The 17433-nt window shown below is 70.9% G+C and carries 12 protein-coding genes and 2 pseudogenes; 6 read left to right on the top strand and 8 right to left on the bottom strand.

Features of this window, described 5'->3' with window-relative positions:
• Positions 1-245 precede the first annotated feature (245 nt).
• Positions 246-1736, top strand: a complete 1491-nt coding sequence (locus ACFWWQ_RS01115) for a M1 family metallopeptidase (protein ID WP_384588043.1) — start codon at positions 246-248, stop codon at positions 1734-1736.
• 134 nt (positions 1737-1870) lie between these two features.
• Here the strand turns inward: ACFWWQ_RS01115 and ACFWWQ_RS01110 are convergent, their stop codons facing one another.
• Positions 1871-3331, bottom strand: a complete 1461-nt coding sequence (locus ACFWWQ_RS01110) for an amino acid permease (RefSeq protein ID WP_384588040.1) — start codon at positions 3329-3331, stop codon at positions 1871-1873.
• Positions 3332-3691: 360 nt separating this feature from the next.
• Here ACFWWQ_RS01110 and ACFWWQ_RS01105 point away from each other — a divergent pair, with 360 nt between their 5' ends.
• Complete coding sequence (locus tag ACFWWQ_RS01105) at positions 3692-4438, top strand: MerR family transcriptional regulator (RefSeq protein ID WP_384588038.1); 747 nt, start codon at positions 3692-3694, stop codon at positions 4436-4438.
• Between the two features lie 320 nt (positions 4439-4758).
• Here the strand turns inward: ACFWWQ_RS01105 and ACFWWQ_RS01100 are convergent, their stop codons facing one another.
• The 4 genes and pseudogenes from ACFWWQ_RS01100 to ACFWWQ_RS01085 form a co-directional block, all read right to left on the bottom strand.
• Positions 4759-6924 (bottom strand): 3-hydroxyacyl-CoA dehydrogenase NAD-binding domain-containing protein, encoded by a 2166-nt coding sequence (locus ACFWWQ_RS01100; RefSeq protein ID WP_384588154.1) that lies wholly within the window; start codon positions 6922-6924, stop codon positions 4759-4761.
• Positions 6925-6974: 50 nt separating this feature from the next.
• A complete protein-coding gene (locus ACFWWQ_RS01095) occupies positions 6975-8189 on the bottom strand; it encodes an acetyl-CoA C-acetyltransferase (RefSeq protein ID WP_384588035.1) in 1215 nt (404 codons plus the stop codon).
• A 135-nt stretch (positions 8190-8324) separates the two neighbouring features.
• A pseudogene (locus ACFWWQ_RS01090) lies at positions 8325-8457 on the bottom strand (acyl-CoA dehydrogenase family protein); the annotation flags it as partial.
• Between the two features lie 70 nt (positions 8458-8527).
• Positions 8528-9733 carry a CaiB/BaiF CoA transferase family protein gene (locus ACFWWQ_RS01085; protein WP_384588032.1) on the bottom strand — a complete coding sequence of 402 codons (1206 nt, stop codon included), beginning with the start codon at positions 9731-9733 and terminating at the stop codon, positions 8528-8530.
• A 507-nt stretch (positions 9734-10240) separates the two neighbouring features.
• Here ACFWWQ_RS01085 and ACFWWQ_RS01080 point away from each other — a divergent pair.
• Positions 10241-10594, top strand: a pseudogene (locus ACFWWQ_RS01080) (MgtC/SapB family protein); the annotation flags it as partial.
• A 39-nt stretch (positions 10595-10633) separates the two neighbouring features.
• Here ACFWWQ_RS01080 and ACFWWQ_RS01075 read toward each other — a convergent pair.
• The 3 genes from ACFWWQ_RS01075 to ACFWWQ_RS01065 form a co-directional block, all read right to left on the bottom strand.
• Positions 10634-11563, bottom strand: a complete 930-nt coding sequence (locus ACFWWQ_RS01075; protein ID WP_384588029.1) for a dihydrodipicolinate synthase family protein — start codon at positions 11561-11563, stop codon at positions 10634-10636.
• A gap of 431 nt (positions 11564-11994) precedes the next feature.
• Positions 11995-12720, bottom strand: coding sequence for an endonuclease V (locus tag ACFWWQ_RS01070; RefSeq protein ID WP_384588026.1), 726 nt, complete (start codon positions 12718-12720; stop codon positions 11995-11997).
• An 81-nt stretch (positions 12721-12801) separates the two neighbouring features.
• The gene (locus ACFWWQ_RS01065; RefSeq protein WP_384588023.1) at positions 12802-14238 is read right to left on the bottom strand and encodes a sugar porter family MFS transporter; all 1437 of its coding nucleotides are present in this window, start codon (positions 14236-14238) and stop codon (positions 12802-12804) included.
• A 303-nt stretch (positions 14239-14541) separates the two neighbouring features.
• Between ACFWWQ_RS01065 and ACFWWQ_RS01060 the strand changes: the two genes are divergently transcribed.
• The 3 genes from ACFWWQ_RS01060 to ACFWWQ_RS01050 are packed head-to-tail and all read left to right on the top strand — an operon-like array spanning position 14542 to position 17213.
• Positions 14542-15447 (top strand): SIS domain-containing protein, encoded by a 906-nt coding sequence (locus tag ACFWWQ_RS01060; protein ID WP_384588020.1) that lies wholly within the window; start codon positions 14542-14544, stop codon positions 15445-15447.
• Positions 15448-15485: 38 nt separating this feature from the next.
• Positions 15486-16370, top strand: a complete 885-nt coding sequence (locus tag ACFWWQ_RS01055; protein ID WP_384588017.1) for a ketose-bisphosphate aldolase — start codon at positions 15486-15488, stop codon at positions 16368-16370.
• Positions 16371-16409: 39 nt separating this feature from the next.
• Complete coding sequence (locus ACFWWQ_RS01050) at positions 16410-17213, top strand: DeoR/GlpR family DNA-binding transcription regulator (protein ID WP_143943622.1); 804 nt, start codon at positions 16410-16412, stop codon at positions 17211-17213.
• Positions 17214-17433: the final 220 nt, after the last annotated feature.

Raw genomic sequence — 17433 nt, 5'->3', positions numbered from 1 at the left:
GCGGCGCCGGGGGGGGGGGGGGGCGCTGGGCGGGGCGCGCGGGCGCGCGCGGGGGGGGGGGCGCGGGGGCGGCCGCCCCCCCGGCGCCCCGCCCCGGCGCTCCGGGTCCCGGAACCGCTCGGCGGCCCCGCTCCGCCGCGTCACGCATGTCGTTCATGTGTCAGCTGAGGCCATGGACATGACGAGGGGCGGGGGCGTACATAGGGTCGGAACGGTTCCACCACCCCTACGAGTTGGAGGACTCGGTGCGTCACAGACTCCTCGTCCCGGGCGCGGCCGCGCTCGGTCTGCTGCTGGCGGTCCCGGCTTCGGCGGCGAGCTTCACCCCCGGCGCGCCCGGTGCGGGCGACTCCTACTACCCGGAGAGCGGGAACGGCGGCTACGACGTCTCCCACTACGACCTGCGCCTGAAGTACCAGCCCAAGACGGACCTCCTGGAGGGCACGGCAACGCTCCTCGCCAAGACCACCCAGGACCTGTCCCGCTTCAACCTCGACTTCGGGCTGAAGGTCAGCGAGGTCCGCGTCGACGGCAGGAAGGCGACGTTCGCCGCCTCCGGCGCCCATGAGCTGGAGATCACCCCGGCGGCGCCGCTGGAGCGCGGCAAGCAGATCAGCGTCGTGGTGCGGTACGCGGGCAAGCCCTCCGAGGTGAAGATCGACGGCTACACCGCGTGGGCCCGTACACCCGACGGCGGGGTGGCGGCCCAGGAGCCGGAGTCGGCCGTGTGGTGGTACCCGAGCAACGACCACCCGACCGACAAGGCGACGTACGACATCTCGGTCTCCGTGCCCGACGGCACCCAGGCGATCAGCAACGGCGTGCTGGCCTCGCAGACCTCCAAGCTCGGCTGGACGCGCTACAACTGGCGCTCCGACAAGCCGCAGGCCACGTATCTGACGACGCTCGCCATCGGCAAGTTCGACGTCACCACCGGCACCACCGAGGGCGGCGTGCCCGTGGTCAACGCCGTCAGCAAGGACCTCGGCGCGAACGAGGGCGCCGCCCGCGCCAGCATCGAGCGCACCGCCGAGGTCACCGAGTGGCTGGAGTCGGTCTACGGCCGCTACCCCTTCAGCGCCGTCGGCGGCTACGTCCCGAACGTCCCGGCCGGATTCGCGCTGGAGACCCAGACCCGCCCGTTCTACGGGAAGAAGGTGTTCGACCGCGGCGCCAACGTCTCGGTCGTCGTCCACGAGCTGGCCCACCAGTGGTACGGCGACAGCGTCTCGCTGAAGGGCTGGAAGGACATCTGGATCAACGAGGGCTTCGCGGCGTACGCGCAGTGGCTCTGGTCCGAGAAGGAGGGCGAGGGCACCGCGCAGGAACTCGCCGACTACGTCTTCGACCAGCACCCGGCCGACGACCCGTTCTGGACCGTGAAGCCCGGCGACCCGGGCCCGGACCACCAGTTCGACGGCGCCGTCTACGACCGAGGCGCGGTGGCCCTCCAGGCGCTCCGCAACAAGCTCGGCGACAAGGTCTTCTTCGGCCTGCTCAGGTCGTGGCCGCAGGAGCACGCGTACGGCAACGCCTCGGTCGCCGACTTCGTGGCATTCGCCGAGAAGAAGTCCGGCAAGCCGCTCGCGGACTTCTTCGACACCTGGCTGTTCCAGCAGTCCAAGCCGTCGGCGGGCGCGGCCCGGCAGGCCCTCGGTGCCCGCGGCACGGCCCCGGCGCCCCGCCCCGCCTCATGGCCGAAGATCGCGGCCACGCACACGGTCCACCAGGGCTGAGCGCGGAGGACGTGACCGGGCCGGGGACCCTCTCCGACCACTACCCGCTCATCGGCGGCTGAGCCGGTACGGACACGGGAGGGCGGTCGCGGCGGACCGGAGCCCGTCGCGACCGCCCTCCCGTGCGGTGCCCGCTACTTCGTCGCTTCGCCCTCACGCTCCGCGGCGAGACGGCTGACCCGGCCGCGCACCACGAACCAGCCGCCGAACAGCGCCAGCGCGAGGACGGGGATCAACATCACGGTCTGGCGGCCGACACCGTCGTCGAACCACATCAGCACGATGACACCGAGCAGGAACGCGATGGTCACCAGGTCCGTGACGGGCGTACCGGGAAGCCGGAAGCGGGGCCGCTGGACCACGCCCTCCTTGGCCCGGCGCACGAACACCATGTGACAGACCATGATCGTGCACCAGGTGCTGATGATGCCGAGCGCCGCGATGTTCAGCACGATCTCGAACGCCTTGCCCGGGACGACGTAGTTGAGCACCACGCCGAGCACACAGACGGCGGAGGTGAGCATGATGCCGCCGTACGGCACCTGGTTGCGGTTCATGAGCCCGGCGAACTTCGGCGCGGAGCCCGCCATGGACATGGAGCGCAGGATGCGGCCGGTCGAGTAGAGGCCGGAGTTGAGGCTCGACATCGCGGCGGTCAGCACGACGAGGTTCATCACATCACCGGCGGCCGGGACGCCGACGTTGGAGAGCACGGTCACGAAGGGGCTCTCCCCGCCGACGTACTTGTTCCACGGCAGCAGCAGCGTCAGCAGCAGCACCGAGCCGACGTAGAAGACGCCCACCCGCCACATGATCGAGTTGACCGCCTTGGGAACGATCTTCTCGGGCTCGCTGGTCTCACCCGCGGTGACGCCGACCAGCTCGACGGCGGAGTACGCGAAGACGACGCCCTGGAGAACGATCACCACGGGCAGCAGACCGGTGGGGAAGAAACCGCCGTTGTCGGAGAGAAGATGCAGGCCGGGGGTGTGGCCGCCCACCGGGTGCTGGGTGGCCAGCAGGAAGATGCCGATGAGCATGAACACGACCAGCGCCGCGACCTTGATGATCGCGAACCAGAATTCCAGCTCACCGAAGATCTTGACCGAGATGAGGTTGACGGTGAGCACCACGGCGAGTGCGATCAGCGCCATCACCCACTGCGGAATGTCGGTGAACAGACTCCAGTAGTGGGTGTAAAGGGCGATCGCGGTGATGTCGGCGATACCGGTCGTGGACCAGTTGACGACGTACATCCAACCGGCGACGTAGGCGCCCTTCTCGCCAAGGAATTCCCGGGCGTACGAGACGAACGAGCCGGACGACGGGCGGTGCACGACCAGCTCGCCGAGGGCGCGGACGACGAAGAAGGCGAAGAGGCCGCAGACCGCGTAGGCGACGGCCAGCGCCGGACCGGCGGAGTGGAGCCGGCCGCCCGCGCCGAGGAAGAGGCCGGTTCCGATCGCCCCGCCGATGGCGATCATGTTGATGTGGCGGCTCTTGAGGGCCTTGCTGTACCCGGCGTCCCCCGCGTCCTGCCGTCCGCCCCCACCTGGCGACTGCGGTGCTTCATCCGTAACGGTCTCTGTACTCACTGGTGGTTCAACTCGCTTTCAAGCAGGCGCTGGGAACCATGGCCGAATCCCACGGTTCACACGAATGGCCGACGGCACACCTTCCCCGAACCCGGGCCCCCCGTCTGTGGTCTGGATCACACGAGATATCGGCCAATCTGAAGTTGGGGTTGTTTGCCCACTGTTGCCCCCGGGAGACATTTTGAAATCGCCGATCCGTACGCGCCCGGATGAATTCCCGGCGATCTTCGCGGGAAATTACGGCGGACGGGCGCACCGTTCCCGGCGAGGCGCCGAAGTGGCCGCACAGGACACCGCGCGGAATCCGGCGAGGCGTTCCAGAGGTTTCACACTTTTGGTGAGACAGCAATACTGTCCCGCATGAAAGAGTCCGCCACGGAGACCGGAACCGGGTCCGGCACCGCCCTGACCGTCGACGAACTGGCCGCCCGCGCCGGTGTCACCGTCCGTACGATCCGCTTCTACGGCACCCGGGGGCTGCTGCCGCCGCCGGAGATCGGCCCCCGCCGCGTCGGCCGCTACGGTCCCGGCCATCTCTCGCGGCTCGCGCTGATCGAGGAGCTGCAGCACCAGGGCATGACGCTGTCGGCGATCGAACGCTATCTACAGCAGCTGCCGCCCGATCTGAGCGCCCAGGACCTGGCCCTCCACCGGGCGCTGGTGGCGAGCTGGATCCCGGACAAGGCGGAGGACACCACCCGCGAGCAGCTGGAACGCCGGGTCGGCCGGGAGCTGACCGAGGACGACCTGGACCGGCTGGCGGCGATGAGCGTCCTGGTCCGCACCGATGCCCCGGACGTCTTCCAGGTCGACCCCGGGCTGCTGCATCTGGGCGTCCGGCTGCTGGACGTGCCGATCGCGCTGGAGACGATCCTCGCGGCCCGCACCGTCGTACTGGAGCACTCCCGGTCGGCGGCGCGGGAGCTGAGCCGTCTCTTCAAGGACGAGGTCTGGGAGCCGTACCGCGAGGGCGGCCCCGGCGCGGAGGACGTCGCCCGCATCAAGTCACTCTCCGCCCATATGCAGCCGATGGTGGTACAGGCCCTGGTCACCGCGTTCCAGCGGTCGATGAAGGAGGAGCTGCGGGAGGCGTTCGGAGAGGGGTAGGGGCGCGCCTGGACGGTGGTGCGGGCCGGGCGGTCGCAGGGCTTCGGGCGGCAGGCCAGGTGGCGGCGAGGCCCAGGCCGAGCCTCGGACCGGGCGGCCGCGGGGCCTTCGGGCGGGGCCGGGCCGGACCTCAGGCCGGGCGGTCGCGGGCCTTCGGGCGGGGCCGGGCCGGACCTCAGGCCGGGCGGTCGCGGGGCTTCGGCCCGGGCACCGGCCGGGCGCGGGGCGGGCCGGGCCGCGACGACGGCCCGGGCCTGGCGGTCGGGGGCTCTCTCCCCCGCCGCCGCCCGGTCCCGCCGCCGCCCGCTCGGGCCGTTCGTTCAGGCGTCGCGGAAGGGCTCTCCCTTCTCCGCCTTCTCGACCAGCAGCGCGGGCGGCGCGAAGCGCTCGCCGTACGCCGTCGCCAGCTCCCGGGCGCGGGCCACGAAACCGGGCAGGCCGCCCTCGTAGCCGTTGATGTACTGGAGCACACCGCCGGTCCAGCCGGGGAAGCCGATGCCGAGGATGGAGCCGATGTTGGCGTCGGCGACCGAGGTCAGCACGCCCTCCTCGAAGCAGCGGACGGTGTCCAGCGCCTCAGCGAACAGCATCCGCTCCTGCATGTCACGGAACGGAATGGCGGCGTCCGGCCGGGTGAAGTGCTCGCGCAGCCCGGGCCACAGGCCGCTGCGGGTGCCGTCCTCGGCGTAGTCGTAGAAACCGGCGCCGCCGCTGCGCCCGGTGCGGCCGAACTCGTCCACCATCCGGTCGACGACCGCGTCGGAGGGGTGCGCCGCCCAGCTGCCGCCGGCCGCCTCCACGGCGCGCTGCGTCTCCCGGCGGATCTTGCGCGGCAGCGTCAGCGTCAGCTCGTCCATGAGGGAGAGCACCTTGGCCGGGTACCCGGCCTGGGCAGCGGCCTGTTCGACGGAGGCCGGGTCGAGGCCCTCGCCGACCATCGCCACGCCCTCGTTGATGAACTGGCCGATGACCCGCGAGGTGAAGAAGCCCCGCGCGTCGTTGACCACGATCGGGGTCTTGCGGATGCGGCGGACCAGGTCGAAGGCGCGGGCCAGCGCCTCGTCGCCGGTGCGCTCGCCCTTGATGATCTCCACCAGCGGCATCTTGTCGACGGGCGAGAAGAAGTGCAGGCCGATGAAGTCGGCGTCCCGCTGCACCCCCTCGGCCAGCTGCGAGATGGGCAGGGTCGAGGTGTTGGAGCAGAGCAGCGCGTCGGGCGCCACGATGTGCTCGATCTCCTGGAAGACCTTGTGCTTGAGGGCGGCGTCCTCGAAGACCGCCTCGATCACGACGTCGCAGCCCGCGAGGTCCTGCGGATCGGCGGTGGGGGTGATGCGGGCGAGGAGTTCGTCCCGCTTGCGCTCGGTGGTGCGGCCCCGGGCCAGGGCCTTGGCGAGCAGCCCCTCGGAGTACGCCTTGCCCTTGGCGGCGGCCTCCGGCGAGACGTCCTTGAGGACGACCTGCATCCCCGCCCGGGCGCAGCTGTAGGCGATGCCCGCGCCCATCATCCCGGCGCCGAGGACGGCGACCTTCTCGACGGTGCGGGGCGCGATGTCCTTCGGGCGGCTGGCGCCGGAGTTGACGGCCTGGAGGTCGAAGAAGAACGCCTGGATCATGTTCTTCGAGATCTGGCCGGTGACCAGCTCGGTGAAGTACCGCGCCTCGATGGTCTGGGCGGTCTCGAAGTCGACCTGGGAGCCCTCGACCGCGGCGGCGAGGATGTTGCGCGGCGCCGGGTAGGGCGCGCCGTTGAGCTGCTTCTTGAGGTTGGCGGGGAACGCCGGGAGGTTGGCGGCGAACTTGGGCTGCGCGGGGGTGCCGCCCGGGATGCGGTAGCCCTTGACGTCCCAGGGCTGCTGGGAGGCGGGGTGCTCGTCGATGAACGCGCGGGCCTTGGCGAGGAGTTCCTCGGGCGTGGCGGCGACGTCGTGGATCAGACCGGCGTCCTTCGCCCGTGCGGCGTTGTACTGCGTGCCCTGGAGCAGCACCTTCAGCAGGGCGTCGGCGATGCCGAGGAGTCGCACGCTGCGGGTGACGCCGCCGCCCGCGGGCAGCAGGCCGAGGGTGACCTCCGGCAGGCCGATCTTGGTGCCGGGGGTGTCGAGGGCGATGCGGTGGTGGCAGGCGAGCGCGATCTCGTAGCCGCCGCCCAGGGCCGCGCCGTTGAGGGCGGCGACGACGGGCCTGCCGAGGGTTTCGATGCGGCGCAGATCGCGCTTGATGCCCATGCCCGCCTCGAACGCCCGCTGGGCGCCTTCGGGGGTGACGGCGATCAGTTCGCGCAGGTCACCACCGGCGAAGAAGGTCTTCTTGGCGGAGGTGACGATGATGCCGCGGACGGTGTCCTGTTCGGCCTCCAGGCGGTCGGCGACCGCGGTGAGGGAGGTCTTGAAGGCGTCGTTCATGGTGTTGGCGGGCTGGCCGGGATCGTCCAGGACCAGGGTGACCACGCCGGTCTCGTCCTGTTCCCAGCGGATGGTCGACATCGCAGAGGTCTCGCTCACTGTGGCTTCTCCGTAAGGGGTGGGACGGGCGGTCAGAGGCGCTCGATGACGGTGGCGATGCCCATGCCGCCGCCGACGCAGAGGGTGGCCAGGCCGTACCGCTTGTCCTGGCGCTCCAGCTCGTCGATGAGGGTGCCGATGATCATCGCGCCGGTGGCGCCCAGGGGGTGGCCCATGGCGATGGCGCCGCCGTTGACGTTGATCTTGTCGAGAGAGAGCCCCATGTCCTGGGCGAACCGCAGGACCACGGCGGCGAAGGCTTCGTTGATCTCGACGAGGTCGATGTCGTCGATGGTCAGGCCGGCCTTGGCGAGCGCCTTGCGCGCCGCGGGCGCGGGACCGGTCAGCATGATCGTCGGGTCGGCGCCGGAGACCGCGGCGGCGGCGATCCGGGCGCGTGGCGTCAGGCCGTGGCGCTCACCGACGGCGGCGTTGCCGATGGCGACGAGGGCGGAGCCGTCGACGATGCCGGAGGAGTTGCCCGCGTGGTGGACGTGGTCGATCTTCTCGACCCAGTGGTACTTCTGCAGCGCGACGGCGTCGAAGCCGCCCGCGTCGCCGATCGTCGCGAAGGACGGCTTGAGACCGGCCAGCGACTCGGCGGTGGTGCCGGGGCGGATGTGCTCGTCGCGGTCGAGGACGACCAGGCCGTTGCGGTCGCGTACCGGGACGACGGAGCGGTCGAAGCGGCCTTCCTTCCATGCCTGGGCGGCGCGTTCCTGGGAGAGGGCGGCGAAGGTGTCGACGTCGTGCCGGGAGAAGCCGCCGAGGGTGGCGATGAGGTCGGCGCCGACTCCCTGCGGGATGAAATTGGTCTCGAAGTTGGTCATCGGGTCCAGGTGCCAGGCGCCGCCGTCGGAGGCCATCGGCACCCGTGACATGGACTCGACGCCACCGGCCAGGACCAGGTCCTCCCATCCGGAACGGACCTTGGCGGCGGCGAGGTTGACGGCTTCCAGGCCGGAGGCACAGAAGCGGTTCTCCTGGACTCCGGCCACGGTGTCGGGCAGCCCCGCGGCGATGGCCGCGATCTTGGCGATGTCGGCTCCCTGGTCGCCGATCGGGCTGACCACGCCGAGGACGATGTCGTCGATGGCGGCCGGGTCCAGACCGGGGAAGCGGCGGCGCAGTTCGTGGATGAGACCGACGACGAGGTCGACGGGCTTGGTGCCGTGCAGGGCGCCGTTGGCCTTGCCGCGGCCGCGCGGGGTGCGGATCGCGTCGTACACGTACGCTTCGGTGCTCAAGTCAGGCAGCCTTTCGGATGAGGGGAAAGCCTCGGCAGGGTGTGGCGGGGCGCGGCGGGCGGCGCCGGGTCAGCCGAGCAGGGAGCGGCCGATGATCTCTTTCGTGATCTCCGTCGCCCCTCCGTAGAGGGTCTGGATGCGGCCGTTGACGAAGGTCTTGGAGCCGTTGAGGATCCAGTGGTTCGCCGTGGTCGGCGGCGGCGGTGCGGATGCCCTGGAGAGGGGAACCGGCGCCGGGCTCGGTCATCGCGATGGCGGTGAAGATCTGGCGCTTCATGGTGTCCTGGCCCTCCTGGGAGCCGAGTTGCGGTGAGCGGCGAAGGGGCGCGCGGCGGCCGTCAGCGGGCCTCTGGCGTGCCGGGGCGAGGCGCCGGGGAAGGGCCTGTCGCGGTCGGTTCCGGGGTGGGCGGCGGTATGTCCTGTACGTCGTCGAGCAGGCCGGGGACGGCCCAGTCGCGGGCGATCTCCGCGGTGTCGGCGCCCGGTTGGGCGGGCGGGCGGCGGATGGCCCCGGGGGTGCGGGAAAACCGGGGCGCGGGGGCGGGCTGGGTGAGTCCCCCGTGGTCGAGAAAGGTGCCGCGGGCGGCCAGATGCGGGTGGCCGGGGGCTTCGCGGAGCGACAGCACCGGGGCGACGCAGGCGTCGGTGCCCTCGAAGACGGCGGTCCATTCGGCGCGGGTGCGGGCCCTGAAGCGGGCGGCGATGGCGTCACGCAGCGCGCCCCAGGAGGCGAGGTCGTCGCGCTGGGGCACCTGTCCCTCGATGCCGAGCAGGCGGATGAACTCGGCGTAGAACTGCGGCTCCAGCGCGCCGACCGCCATATGGCCGCCGTCCGCCGTCTCGTACGTGCCGTAGAAGGGCGCGCCGCCGTCGAGGAGGTTGGCGCCGCGTCTGTCCTGCCAGGCTCCGGCGGCGAGCATGCCGTGGATCATCGAGGAGAGGTGGGCGGTGCCGTCGACGATGGCGGCGTCGACGACCTGCCCGCTGCCACCGGCGGCGGCGTGCCGGAGTGCGGCCAGGAGGCCGATGACGAGGTAGAGCGAGCCGCCCGCGTAGTCGCCGAGGAGGTTGGCGGGGACGGTGGGCGGGGCGTCGGGCGCGCCGATCATGCCCAGGGCGCCGGTGATCGCGATGTAGGAGATGTCGTGTCCGGCGGCGTCGGCGAGCGGGCCCTGCTGGCCCCAGCCGGTCATCCGGCCGTAGACGAGCCGTTCGTTGCGTGCCAGGCAGGCGTCCGGACCGACGCCCAGGCGCTCAGCGACGCCGGGGCGGTATCCCTCGATGAGGATGTCGGCGCGCTCGGCCAGCTCCCGCACCCGCTCCGCACCCTGGGGCGTCTTGAGGTCGATCACGACCGAGCGTTTGTTGCGGTTGGTGAGGTCGTACGCCGGGTCGATGCCCAGTGCGGCGCCGCCCGGACGGTCGACGCGTACGACGTCGGCGCCGAGGTCGGCGAGGGTCATGGCGGCGAAGGGGCAGGGGCCGATGCCCGCCAGCTCCACCACGCGCACCCCGCTGAGCGGGCCGTTGCCTGACTCCGTCATCACGCTCCTCGCCCTTCCCCCACACTGTGACACTTCTGATGTAACACCCGTGATGTTAAGAACGTGTTCCACTTTCCACAAGCCCCCTGGATATCGCTGCGTACCCCCGGAACGACAATGGCGGCGAGGCTCAACCGCCTTCACCGCCACGGGTCCGCGCTACACCGCGCGCCGCTATCCCCCGTCGAAACCGGCGATGGACCACGACGGGGCTATGCAGCGGTACCGCCCCGCCGCGCCCACGGGCCCCGGCGTCACGGCCCGCCCGCAACACACCGCTCCGCACACCTTCGCCATCCCGCCCTCCCCATCCCTTCCGTTCCGTCTCCGCCGGACGCACCCGCCTCGTCAGGTTCCGGTCGTTCCGGCGCCGTTCCCGGCCGCTTCCCACACGCGCCCGGACTGCGCCGACGCCCTCGTCCGACCTCGTCATCCAAGCTAACGGCGACCACTGACAACGGCCCGCGAAGCGACGATGCGCGGGCGCCTCGGGAGGACCATGCGCGCATGTCGCGCCTTCCTCTCGCCACCCCGCTGTTCGCCCTCCATCCGGGTCAGGGTCCGCGTCAGTTCGCGGAGTTGGCCCTCGCGCTGCTGTTGTCGTCGCTGATCGGGATGGAACGGGAGGCCCGGCAGAAGAGCGCCGGGCTGCGCACCCATACGCTCGTCGGGGTCGGCAGCGCGCTCTTCATGGAGGTGTCGATCCACGGCTTCGGCACGATGCTGGGAATGGACGGCGTGGCGTTGGACCCTTCCCGTGTCGCCGCGCAGGTCGTGTCCGGTATCGGCTTCATCGGCGGCGGCCTGATCTTTGTGAAGAAGGACGCGGTCCGGGGTCTGACGACCGCCGCCACCATCTGGGCCGGCAGCCGGACTCGACCGAGTGACGGCCGCGCGCCCTCAGAGCAGTTCCGCCTCCTCCAACAGACGGCGCACCGCGTCGCGCGCGGCACCGTCGAGCGGGATCTGCGGCGGCGCGGTGTCCGGGCAGCCGATGACGCCCAGGAGATGCAGCGCCGCTTTGAGCGCTCCCAGGGCCGACGATCCGCGGCCCATCAGCCTCTCGTCGCCGGCGTCGGTGAGCGCGAACAACGCGGCGAGCCGGTCCTGTTCCTTGGCGGCCGCGCGCCAGTCCCCCGCGCGGGCGCGCTCGTAGAGCCGTACGTAGGCCGCGGGGTCCACGTTGCCGAGACCCGGGACGACGCCGTGCGCCCCGGCCAGCAGGGCGCCGTCGACGGAGAGTTCGCAGCCGGTGAGCACCGAGAACGGCCGGTCCAGGGCCGGCAGCCCCACCAGGAGGCGGCGTAGTGCGCCGGTGTTGCCGCTACTGTCCTCGATTCCGTCCAGTACTCCGTCCGCCGCCAGTTCGAGCACCGTGTCCGCGGGCAGTTCGGTGTGGACGGACGCGGGGGCGTTGCAGGCGAAGAGCGGCAGGTCCACGGCGGCGCGGATGCGGCGGTAGTGGTCGGCGATCTCGGCCGGGTGGGTGCGGGTGCAGAAGGGTGCGGTGGCCACGATGCCGTCGGCGCCCAGGGCCTGGGCGGTACGGGCGTGGTCGAGGACGCGGGTGGTCGCCATGTCGATGGCTCCGGCCAGCACGGGAAGCCGTCCACGGGCCGCCGCGACGACCGTTTCGATGACGGTGCTGCGCCTGCCGTCCGACAGGCAGGCCGCCTCCCCGGTGGAGCCGAGCACGAACAGGGCGTCCACTCCGGCGTCGATGAGGTGCTCGATGAGGGAGGCGAGCGAGTCGACGTCGACGCGACCGGACGCGGTGAGCGGCGTGCACACGGGCGGCACGACGCCCGTGAGTGGTGCGGGGAGGGGCATGCAGGTCCAGCCTTCTGCCGTACGGGGCCGGTGGTGCGGGTGCGCGGCGGGGGCACACAGGGCGGTGGGGGCCCGTGCCCGTGCCGCCGTCCGGACATGGGACGTCCCATGTCATCGGTGAATGTGGACCAGACCAGGCGGGGTGTCAAGACCGCGGGTCTCGGGGGCACTTCCCCAACGGACGGGAAACGGGGGCCGGACTTCTGGATACGGGGGCGTCGGGAGGCCACCTGAGAGTGACGGCTGCCCCGCGACCTCAGGGGTGACCGTCATCGCCTCGCCCCTTGACGGGGAGGGCTTTCCCGACATCACGGATGCCTTGCAGCGCCGCGTCATGATCCGTCGGGGGCCGGAGTTCCCCCCGGCGCCGGGCCGAGGCACGGTCCAGCGCCGGGCCGAGGCACGGTCCAGCGCCGGGCCGAGGCCGTGGCTCAGCTGGCGGCCAGTGCCCGCCGGCAGAGGGCGTCGGCCGCGCGGGTCGTCTCGGGTAGCCGGTATTGCGGTGCCAGCCGGAGGGTGTGGGCGCAGGCGCCGTCGAGACTGGTGCGGTGTCCCACGGAGACGAAGACGGGCTTGACGCCCTGTTGGGTGCGCAGGGCCCGGCCCACCTCCTCCGTGATGCCGTCGAGGTCGTCGAGGTCGTCCAGGAGCGGCGAGGTCGCCCCGCGTCCGTCGCAGGGAGCGTCGTAGCGGAAGGTGAAGGGGTTCTTGGCGACGCCGATCGTGGGCAGACCGGTCAGGACTCCGAGGTGGCTGGCGAGCCCGAAGCGTCGCGGGTGCGCCCGCCCGTAGCCGTCGCACACCACCAGGCCGGGCGTCCGCGCGAGACCGGCCAGCGCGTCGATGACCGTCGGGATCTCCCGGAAGGCCAGTAGCCCTGGGACGTACGGGAAGGAGATCCGGCCGACCGCGGTGGCCTCGTCCACGACCTCCAGGGTGCGGGCGTCCAGCGCCACGGCCGCGGCCGCGACGACATCCCGCCCGTCGTCGTACGCCACGTCGACGCCGACGACGGTGCCCTCGAAGTCCGGCGGCGGGCCGGGCTCGTCGAGGCGCACATGGCGCCGCAGCCGGTCCTGGACCGCGCGCGCCTCGGCCTCGTCGGCCGGCCAGTTCCGCAGTTCGTCATCGAGGGAGACGGGGCTGGTGTTGTCCATGATGACGCCACGGTATCGAACGGGCGGTCCAACGCCCCGCCGCCCACCGGGCCGTAGGCGGACCCGGCCGGCGGCCACGGGTCACCGCACCACCTCCGTAGCGGGAGCGGGGGCGGACGTAGGGGTGGGCCAGCGGCCTCCGTTGCTCCAGTAACTCTGGATCTCCTCCAGATGACGCCCCTTGGTCTCGGGCGCGGTGAAGGAGGCGAAGACCAGCGCGCCCAGCGCCAGCACGCTCAGCCCGGCGAACGTCCAGGAGGCCCCGATCCAGGACATCAGGGACGGGAAGAACTGCGCGATGAGGAGGTTGGCGACGAGGTCGGCGGTGAGCATCACCGAGGCGCCCGTCGACCGGAGCTGTGCGGGGAATGCCTCACTCGCGTAGACCCATATCAACGAGCCGAAGCCGAAGTTGAAGGCCGCAGTGAACATCAGAATCGCACCGAAGCCGACCCAGGTCGTGGTGCCGTGCATCTCTCCCACGCCGAAGACGACCGTGAGCACGGCGAGCATGACGACCATCGTGCCGATGCCGGTCAGCAGGACCACGCGGCGGCCCAGCCGGTCGATGATGAGAATCGCCAGCACGGTGGCGGCCAGCGAGGCGAGTTGTACGAACGAGGGCAGCAGGAAGTTCAGCCCATCGCCGGTGAATCCCATCTGCGCGAAGATCTGCGGGCTGTAGTAGGTCACGGCATTGATGCCGGTGATCTGACAGAAGAAGCCGAGGCCGACGACGAAGACCGTGGCGCGGACGTAGGGCTTGCGCAGCAGGGAGCGGGCGGTGCCGCCGCTCTCCGCGGCGAGCGCCGCGGAGAGCGCAGCCACTTCGGTGCGCGCCTCGACATCCGGATCCGTCATCGCCATGACCTCAACCGCGCGCTCGGTCCGCCCTTTGAGGACGTACCACCGGGGCGTGTCCGGCAGCCGGAACAGCGGGATCATGACCAGCGCCGCGGGGATCGCCGACGCCCCCAGCATCCACCGCCAGTGACCACCGTCGGCCAGGCCCCAGTTGACGAAGTACGTGATGACGATGCCGGTGACGGTCGCGACCTGGTAGGCGGCGACGGACGCGCCACGAATACGCGCGGGTGTCGATTCCGCTATGTACAGCGGGGCGGCGACGATCGATATACCGATCGCCACCCCGAGCAGGAAGCGGACCGCGTTGAGGACGACGACATTGGGCGCGAGTGCGGAGAGCGTGACGAAGAGGGCGTACGAACCCGCGACGATCAGCATCGCGGCCTTGCGGCCGAAGGCGTCCGCCAGCTTGCCGCCGAGCAGCGCACCAACGATGCAGCCGCCCACGAGAATGCTGTTGACCAGGCCCTTTTCCGCCTCGGTGAGGTGGAAATCCCGACTGAGGAACACCAGCGCGCCGGAGATGCTGCCGGAGTCGTAGCCATAGATGACGCCGACGAAGGCGCCGGTCAGCGCGAAGAGCCGCCCCGTGCGGCGGGCCTTCCCGGGCGGTGGTGGCGGGGGCGTCTCGGAGAGCGTTGCAGTGGACATGGCGGGTCCTTCGCGCTGCGTGCCGACCTACTCATGACTGATCATGCAAGTATTGAAGTCCTTTCGCGCAACTGTCAACAGTCTTCAGTGAATCCCGATCGCCGAACGCCCACCGCCCGGAAGGGGCCAGTCGAGCGATGTCCCGCACTCCACCTCTCGAACACTTCACTCGCACGAGGGATGGCCCGACAGACTCACAATGCGTAGAGTTGATTACAACAGCAAGAAAGAACGCACTTCCACTCATTAATCGCGCAGACGAGAAGCCAAGCAGTGCAACCCACCGTTCACGAAGGGTGTGCCATGAGCGAGACGTCCTACATGGAGCAGGAGCTGCACAGTCAGCCGGAGACCTGGGCCGAGGCCGCCGGTATCGGCGCCGCGGACGGTCCGCTGCCGGAGCCGGGGCAGCGGGTGGCCGTCATCGGCTGCGGAACTTCCTGGTTCATGGCGCAGTCGTACGCGGCGCTCCGCGAGAGCTCCGGAGCCGGGGTGACCGACCCCTTCGCCGCCTCGGAGGCTTTCCTCGGTGACGCACGCGGCTACGACGCGGTGGTGGCGATCACCCGCTCCGGCACCACGACCGAGGTGCTGCACGTCCTGGAAGCCGTCAAGGGCCGCATCCCGACGGTGACGATCCTGGGCGACCCCGACACCCCGGCGACGGAACTCTCGGACGAGACCGTCATCCTGCCCTTCGCGGACGAACGCTCCGTGGTCCAGACCCGCTTCGCCACCACCACCCTGACCCTGCTCCGCGCACACCTGGGTGAGGACCTGACCGAGACGATCCACGACGCACGGGGCGCCCTCACCACCCCGCTCGCGCAGGAGTGGGTGGAAGCTGAACAGTTCACTTTCCTGGGCACGGGATGGACCTACGGCCTGGCCAACGAGGCGGCTCTCAAGATGCGGGAGGCGTCCCAGAGTTGGACGGAGTCCTACCCGGCGATGGAGTACCGCCACGGCCCGATCTCGATAGCCGCCCCGAACCGGGTGACCTGGCTCTTCGGTGCCGCCCCGGCGGGCCTGGAGGCAGAGGTGACCCGCACCGGCGCTCGCTTCGTCCGCCACGACCGCGACCCGCTCGCGGACCTGGTGCTGGTACAGCGAGTGGCCCTGGAACGGGCCCGCGCCCGCGGCCTCGACCCCGACAGCCCGCGCAGTCTGACCCGGTCCGTGATGCTCACCGTTCCGGCGGCCCGGTAGGCAGCGACCCGACCCGCACGCAAGGGAGTCAGCACCCCATGCCTCTTGTTTCGACCTCCTCACTCATGGACGCCGCGCGGGTGAACGGCGTCGGCGCCGCGGCCTTCAACGTCATCCATCTGGAGACCGCCGAGGCGCTGGTCACCGCCGCTGAGCGAGCCGAAGCGCCCCTCATCCTGCAGATCAGCGAGAACTGCATCCGATATCACGGCGGTCTGCGCCCGATCACACTGGCCACCCTCGCGCTCGCGGAGGATTCGTCCGCCGCCATCGCCGTACATCTGGATCACCTGACCGATCCGGAGCTGGTGCATCAGGGCGCGGCGGCCGGTGTGCGTTCCTTCATGGTGGACGCCTCTGCGCTCCCCTACGAACAGAACGTCGCCACCACCGCCTCCCTCACCGCCTGGTGCCATGAGCGTGACGCCTTCGTCGAGGCGGAACTCGGTGAGGTCGGTGGAAAGGACGGGGTGCACGCGCCCGGCGCACGGACCGATCCGGACGAGGCGCTGGCGTTCATCGACGCTACGGGCGTCGACGCACTGGCGGTCGCCGTCGGCTCCTCTCATGCGATGCGGGAACGGACGACGGTGCTGGACAAGGAGTTGATCTCCCGCCTGTGCAAAACGCTCCCGGTGCCGCTGGTGCTGCACGGGTCGTCCGGAGTGCCGGACGCCGAGTTGCAACGCGCCATCGCCGCCGGAATGACGAAGATCAACATCTCCACGCATCTGGTGTCGGTGTTCACCCGGTCCATACGGGAGACGCTGGGAGCCGACGCCGAGCTCATCGACTCGCGTAAGTACCTGAAACCGGCAAGGGAGGAGGTGGCCAGGGAAGCCGCCAGGTTGCTGGGGGTGGTGAACACCGCGCCCGACCTGCCCGGGCAGTACGCGGCGCAGGCGCCGGCGGCGCGGGGGTGAGCGGCAGGAACGTTGCCATAGCGCGGCTAGGCTCGCCGCATGAAGCGCCATGAACGGATGAACGCACTGCTTGAGCTGCTCGGCGAACGGGGCCGGGTGGACGTCGAGGAGGCGGCGACCGCACTGGAGGTCTCCGCTGCCACGATGCGGCGCGACATGGACGCACTCGCCGAGCAGCAGTTGCTGACCCGCACCCGGGGCGGGGCGGTGCTCAGCTCTGTGGCGTACGACCTGCCGATCCGCTACAAGCACGCGCATCGGTCCGAGGAGAAGGAGGCAGTGGCACAGGCTGCGGCGCGGTTGGTCGAGCGTGGCGATGTGGTCGGCCTGAGCGGAGGCACCACCACGACGGCCATCGCCAGGGCTCTGGCCGTCCGTCCGGACTTCGCCGAAGCCGGGCCGCAACCCCATCTGACGATCGTCACCAACTCCCTCAACATCGCCAACGAGCTGGCGGTACGCCCCCAGATCAAGATCGTGCTGACCGGCGGTGTGGCGCACTCCCGCTCCTTCGAGCTGGTGGGCCCGTTCAGCGAGTTGGTGCTCCAGCAGATCTCGGTGGACCTCGCGTTCATCGGCGCCAACGGGATGGACCCGGTGATGGGAGCGACGGTTCACGACGAGGCCGAGGCCCGGATCAACCACTTGATGGCCGAGCGGGCACGGCGAGCGGTCGTCGTCGCCGACTCGTCGAAGATCGGCGCGCGCTGCTTCGCCCGGATCGGCGGTGCGGAGGTGTTCGACACCTTCATCACGGACGGTGGTGCGCCCGAGCAGGCGGTCCGGGAGTTCACCGATCGTGGACTGAAGGTGGTGACGGCGGGGACCGTTGACGCTGGGTGAGCAGCGGGGCCGTTGGCGGTCGGGGGCCCGGGCCCCGGGGTGGGTTTGTGCGGGCCGGGACGGGACGGGCGGCGGACGCTGTGCGGGCCCGGGAGTGTGCGTCCGTCTCCCGTCGGCCCCCTTGGGGGCGGGTCGCTGATCCAGGGCGGAGAGGTCGGGGTGCGGGGTGGCGGCCAGGCCGGGTCGGACCGTATGGGCCCAGTGGGAGGGGCGGGGCGAG

Source organism: Streptomyces sp. NPDC059080, assembly GCF_042739975.1.
GTDB lineage: Bacteria > Actinomycetota > Actinomycetes > Streptomycetales > Streptomycetaceae > Streptomyces > Streptomyces benahoarensis.
The sequence above is the reverse complement of the archived record's forward strand: the minus strand, read 5'-3'. Positions and strand labels throughout refer to the sequence as shown.